Origin of the sequence: uncultured Sphingobacterium sp. (assembly GCF_964277905.1) — a bacterium.
Classification (GTDB): Bacteria; Bacteroidota; Bacteroidia; order Sphingobacteriales; family Sphingobacteriaceae; genus Sphingobacterium; species Sphingobacterium siyangense.
Genome location: NZ_CAXYKD010000044.1, coordinates 40278 through 46521 on the forward strand (window position 1 = coordinate 40278; position 6244 = coordinate 46521).

Here is a 6244-nt window from a genome sequence, read left to right on the forward strand (position 1 = left end):
TATTTTTGTTGTATTACAAACAAAAGAATAATCCGTATGAAATATATATTGGAAAACCCTATCCTTGGCCATATTACTGAGCAGAAATATAAGACCACAATACAATGGAGAAATGGAGAGTTTATTACGGATGAACCTGAAAAACTTGGTGGCAAAGATCTTGGTCCTGACCCCTACACCCTTCTCATCTCATCGCTTGTATCTTGTACCTTAGCTACTTTACGCATGTACATCGATAAAAAAGGGCTTGATATTCCAGAAATTTCAGTCAGTTCAAATATGTACCTCAAAATTGAAAAAGGACAAGTGGTTACATATTTTGATCGCGAGATAGCTTTTGGACAAATCTTAGCAGAGGATACCCGAGAACGCCTGCAACAAATTGCCGAAGAATGTCCCATTTCAAAAATTTTAAAGGGTAATGCCATTGTCAATACGCTCATCAGGACAAATCCTTAAACAAGAACATCATGAAAATATTAACCTTTCTCATATTTGGTAAAAATGAAGAAATTCTCCTCACGCTCAAGAGAATCATTGAAAACACGCCCAACTGGAATGCAACAATACAATACGATTTGGATGCCTGTAAAAAACAGCTAATAGATGTCCCTGTAGATGTTTTATTATTGAGTTCGGGACTTTCTCCTCAGGAAGAGCATGAAATAACAGATCACCTTACGCGGCTCACCTATCCGATTGGTCTGATCAAACATTATGGCGGTGGAAGTGGGCTTCTAAAAAATGAAGTCTATAGTCTTTTTCCAGACTTACTCTCCGTTTAATAAAGCATAGGCCATAGCAATAGCCCCCTAGAAAAACAACCGAAAACCGTTAAAACTCTTTCTTTATTGAACTAGATCAATAGAAATAGGTGGCTAATAGGCTAATTTTGGATACTAAATAATAGAATCATGAACAGACAGAACTTTATAAAAAAGGGACTTTTGGGTTCCGGAATATTTGCATCAACAGTGTCTTCAGCTGATATCTTGAAGAATGATATTGACGAGATAGAGCCGCTTGAAACGCTGGATGCCGAAGCTGTAAACTATAATTCAGACAAATTGGAAAACCATAGTGTCCTTCACAAAGCGGCGACACGCGGTCATGCAAATCATGGTTGGTTAGATAGCAATCATACGTTTAGCTTCGCCAATTATCACAACCCCGAACGTATGCACTTTGGTGTGTTACGTGTGCTAAATGATGATATGGTGGCTGAAGGAAGAGGTTTTGGCAAACACCCTCACGACAATATGGAAATCATCAGTATCCCTTTGGAAGGTGATTTGCAACATGAAGACAGCATGGGTAACAAAGCTATTATCCGGAAGGGAGATATTCAGGTCATGAGCGCCGGAACGGGCATCATACACAGTGAATATAATAAAAACACCGATCAGGCGGTCAAGTTTCTTCAAATTTGGGTGTACCCTAATCAACGGAATGTGAGCCCCCGATACGATCAAATTACATTGGATATAACACAAAGACAGAATAAATTCCAGCAAATTCTTTCTCCAAATCCAGAAGACGAGGGTGTATGGATCCATCAGGATGCCTGGTTTTCCATGGGGCATTTTGACAAGGACGTCCAAACAAAATACCAGATCAAAAAGGCAGGAAATGGTGTATATGTTTTTGTAATAAAAGGTAGTGTTACTGTCGAAGGACAAGAATTAGAAAGCAGAGATGGCTTTGGAATATGGGATGTCGCTGAAATTAACCTGAAAGTGACCTCAGCAGATACTGAAATCCTACTGATGGATCTCAGTATGATATTGGACTAATTAGATGCACTATTTAGACATCAATTAACAAAAAAGGGAGCCTATGAGGCTCCCCTTTTTGTTAAGGCTATTTATATTTTAGAAAGTAACGGAATTCAGCTTTTTATCAACCAAAATCCCATCTATTGCTTTCAGATTGAAGTTGACATTACGTTTTGCTTTCAATTTGATCTTAAATAAAACTTCAGAGCCATTCAAAGTCTCCTTGTTGCCTAGATTAACAAAAGTAGCATACAGAGCCTTACTTCCATTGGTGTGAAGACGATCGTTGCTATAATTGTTCATCTCTTTTAAATGTACGGACTCAATACCGACATATTCAAAATCGCCTTGATTGTAAGGAAGAGCAAAACTAAGTGCATTGACAGCTTTAAGATTCTCTCCACTAACACTGATCTCCACAATATCACCCGATTTTAAGGTCGTTTTTGAAGGAATCAATTTTAATTTACCACTGACCTTTTCTTCTTTATTTGGTTTTGCACCACCTTCAATGACAACAGCGACATTGGAAATATCATAAGCGTCAATCAGATTATTTTTATTGACATCACCATTGCTGACATAACCTTCAAAATCTCCATCTCCCAGTCGCAATCCCGTGTAGTTAATATAGGAAGTCAAGTCATTATGATCGATCAATCGGTCATTATTAATATCGCCCGGTAAGTAGCTTGACGATCCTGGTACTTTAAACACATATAATTCTCTTCCTGAACCAAAACCTCCAACAGCTTCAGAAACTGAAATTTTGACAAATCGGGCCACCGGATGGGTTCCAAAATCAAAACGTTTCATTTCGCCATCACGTTTCCAATCAAAACTACCAGCTTCCGTCCAGGTGTCCTTATCGTTACTATAGAATACTTTTCCTTTTAAAATAATACCATTTCCGCCATCGGTTCTTGGAAGGTACTCAAACTTATCCAATTGATTAACGGATTTTAGATCTAAGGTCATATCAAACGGAACTGCAGTCTGTCCCCATTTTGTATGCCACATATCCCCCTCATCATAATTGAACAATTTATTGATACCATTTCCACCTTGGTTATCCACAGAAGTCTCTGCTTTGATACCTTCGATGGCAAATTCCAACGGGTTTGCCTTTGTTCTTGCGGCAAATGTACTCCAATCTGAAACACCAGATTTATTGACAGCCCTAATTTTAAATTGATAATCCGTTTCCGCGGCCAATCCTTCGAATAGCAATTGACTGTCTTTGATGGTCGAATAGATCAGATTATTGAATTCAATTTCATAATAATCAGCATTTGCAACCTTTTCCCAGGTTGGCGTTAAGGTATATGCTTGTGTATGTTGATCTGTGATAACAGCTTTGGGCGAAGTCAAAGCACCAGTCTGAGCCAGATAGTTGTCAGCAGGAGCATATTCGAAACCCTCCAATTGTACTTCTATTGCGGTCGATGAGACATCCTGTTTGGCTAGTCGTACCAGCAACATCGGATTTTTCACCAGTGGTATTTTTTCAAACTCCGATCCTTTGGTTGCAAACTGATTCAGGTTTGGTTGTGCGTCGTAGAAATATACGTTTTCAGAAGTATTAAACGCATCTATGCTATTCACTTCTTTAAGTTTGCTATTTTTCCCATTGACCTTTACCGTCAATTTCTTCGGTGCTTTGCTAACGTTGAAACGAATTTCCGTAGACTTCATTTTCTCAAAGCCGTCAAATTCGCCTTGCGTTGGAGCAATCGCAAAAACAACTTTATTGTTGTTTAACTGTGAAGTTATGGATGTATTTGCCCCCTTACCATAACGATAAGCCTCTGTCTTTCCATCATCATCATATTCCAGGAAACTAGAGTTTCCATAAGGGTATACTTCATAAATACGTTGATCTTTTTTGATTTCCAGCACATTATTATTTGGGTTGGTCACCGGAATAATGGCTCCATTTTTCACGAAAACAGGCAGCTTCCAAATAGGCACATTAAAGTTATTGATAATACGCCCTCCCTGGTATTTTTCGCCCGTAAAATAATCAATCCATTCACCATCAGGCAGGTAGATACCGTTGCGCATATCATTTCCCTTCTCATCCACACGTGTTTCCTGGTAAATCGGTGCTACAAGGAAATTTGGACCATAGAGGTACTGGTATTGCGTTGCCTTTCCAAGCGTATAACTATTTGCTTGCTCTAAAAACATAGCACGAATGATGGGCAGTCCATCTACTGCTTGTTTCGCAACACTATAGCTATAGGGAACCAATTGAGATTTCAATTTCAGATACAGACGATTGATAGAAGTAGCCGGCTCACCCAAAGCATGTGGGTATTTCTCGTTCGATCCCCAGCCATCCATATTGAGTTCCATTGGTGTCCAGGTCTTCCATTGAAAATCACGAATATTGACCTTAAAATTTTTACCACCAAAGATCCCGTCCATATCGGAGGTAATATTGGGCTGACCTGAAAGTCCCGAGCCAATATATGTTGGTATATGGAATCGAATATACTCCCATACGCCTCCAGTCTGGTCGCCCGACCAGATACCGGCATAGCGCTGTGTGCCTGCCCAACCATCCAATGAAATAATAAATGGACGAGCGTTGTTACCATAATAAGGCATAGTATGTCCCACATCGGCGACCCCATTGAGACCAAAGGAGTATCCTGGACCAACCCAGGCCACATCCGTTTTTAGGACTCTTACACCCGCATCCCGAACCTCTTTTACAATATCACGTTGCAGTAATGCACTTATACTATCTTTCGGATGGAGATCGGACTGTGTCCATAAACCGATTTCTACACCATTCTTACGTGCATAATCACCAAACTCTTTCAAATTTCGGATATTTCCATCTAAAGATTCCGTTTGGCCATAGCCAGCACCATAGCCATCATTTGGAAGAATCCAGCCCAAAGGCATATCATGTGCTTTATACCGGTCTATTACAGCGCGGGCCGAAAATTGATAATTGTTTTTCTCACCGTTCAGCGATTCTTTGATTCCGCCATTGTCCTTTTGACTTTCTTTATAGCGTTTGCCGTCTTCAAATAGAATTCCCTTTTCATCTTCTTTCCAAAAATCGCGGTTATAGGCATTAAGATGCCCCTCATATAAACCAAATTTCGGTAGAAGAATTGGGTTGCCCGTCAATTGATAGAAATCGTTGAGCAAAGGTACTATCCCGTCATTAATCATAAAAAAGACATCCAGATAATCTGTGTCATGCGCCAATTTTACTGTCCCAGGGGTTTTGGCTCCAAAGGCATAACTTCCCTTCTTAAAAGTATGCCACATAAAACCATATCCTTGGGTTGACCAGTAATAAGGGGTTGGAGAGGCAACACCACCATCGGTCCAGCTGTTCTGATTTTCGATTGCAATCACTTTTCCTTTATGTGAAAAACGCCCATTTTGAACGCCGCCACCAAAAAAGTATTCATCCGCATTTTCCTTCAATTCAACGCTTACTTGTTTCTCTTCGAAAACAATTGGTTTTAAGCTTTCAACGACAATTTTATTGCTTTTCCGATTGAGGATACTAAACTGAGAAGTCTGTTTATCCATTGAAAAAAGAATATCGTTAGTGGAGATGCTGACCTTATTACCTTCATCCTTTACCTCAAGCCCGGTGACTGTTTTCCGAGGTTGCTCTACCAATATTTTTGCTTCGGGTTTTGCTTCGGGATCACGGATAATACCACCATGAACATCCTGGAACATCCTAAAAATATGATTACCGTAGAAATCTAAAGTCAGACGTTGACCATTATCGTATACAATCTCGACTGTTGTCGGATTAATTTTCTGAATCGTGATAATACGGTTGCCTTGATCGCGACCTATTGTATTATAATAATTGATCGTACTTACTTTAGCGTCAACTCGAGTGGGTTGAAAAATAAAAGGAGAAGCCAACCCCATCAATAAACAGACTTGTGCTTTTGTGCTCCAAAAAGATATCTTCATGCGTATGATTTATAATGCATTAAATTAACTTAACAATAATACAATAGTAAATCGAAGTAAAAAAGAGATTATAGAATGCAAACGATTGTCCAATAATAATGTTGCAGGCTAGCCAACCTATTGTAAGCCCTTCATCGTAAAAGGAACGTTTACTTCCATTTGGCTTATGAAATGAGCGGGAAGATGAATGCATTGTAAAACTGGAGGGACTGTTACAGCGTAGTTGCGGGCAGCCGCTGAATGGACTTCATTCATCGATGGGTATTTAGATGACAATGCCCCTTGGCTACACAAGGATGCACCATTACCACTGAGCACAGTGATGACTGCATGACCGCCTGCTATGACTGTGTACCATTACCACTCCGGGACAGTGAGAGCTGCAGGATAGCGACGGTTGCGGAACAGCTTCCGATGGACCGGACTCACCGACGGTCCTGTGCTGCGATAACCGATAGGCGGAGGATATGCAATAGCCTGTACATGGAAATACGGAAGTACTTAAA

The 6244-nt window shown here is 40.1% G+C and carries 4 protein-coding genes; 3 read left to right on the plus strand and 1 reads right to left on the minus strand.

The features are described 5' to 3' along the window. Nucleotides 1-36 precede the first annotated feature (36 nt). From ACHWSC_RS20280 to ACHWSC_RS20290, 3 genes are all read left to right on the plus strand, one after another. Entirely contained in the window at nucleotides 37-459 is a 423-nt protein-coding gene (locus tag ACHWSC_RS20280) for an OsmC family protein (RefSeq protein ID WP_075993955.1), read from the plus strand. 11 nt (nucleotides 460-470) lie between these two features. Continuing rightward, on the plus strand, nucleotides 471-785 hold the full coding sequence (locus ACHWSC_RS20285) for a hypothetical protein (RefSeq protein WP_201669488.1): 315 nt from the start codon (nucleotides 471-473) through the stop codon (nucleotides 783-785). Between the two features lie 129 nt (nucleotides 786-914). After that, nucleotides 915-1793 carry a pirin family protein gene (locus ACHWSC_RS20290; protein WP_120336198.1) on the plus strand — a complete coding sequence of 293 codons (879 nt, stop codon included), beginning with the start codon at nucleotides 915-917 and terminating at the stop codon, nucleotides 1791-1793. 78 nt (nucleotides 1794-1871) lie between these two features. On the opposite strand, the gene ACHWSC_RS20295 is transcribed toward ACHWSC_RS20290, so the two are convergent. Further along, entirely contained in the window at nucleotides 1872-5738 is a 3867-nt protein-coding gene (locus tag ACHWSC_RS20295; RefSeq protein WP_394677956.1) for a TIM-barrel domain-containing protein, read from the minus strand. Nucleotides 5739-6244: the final 506 nt, after the last annotated feature.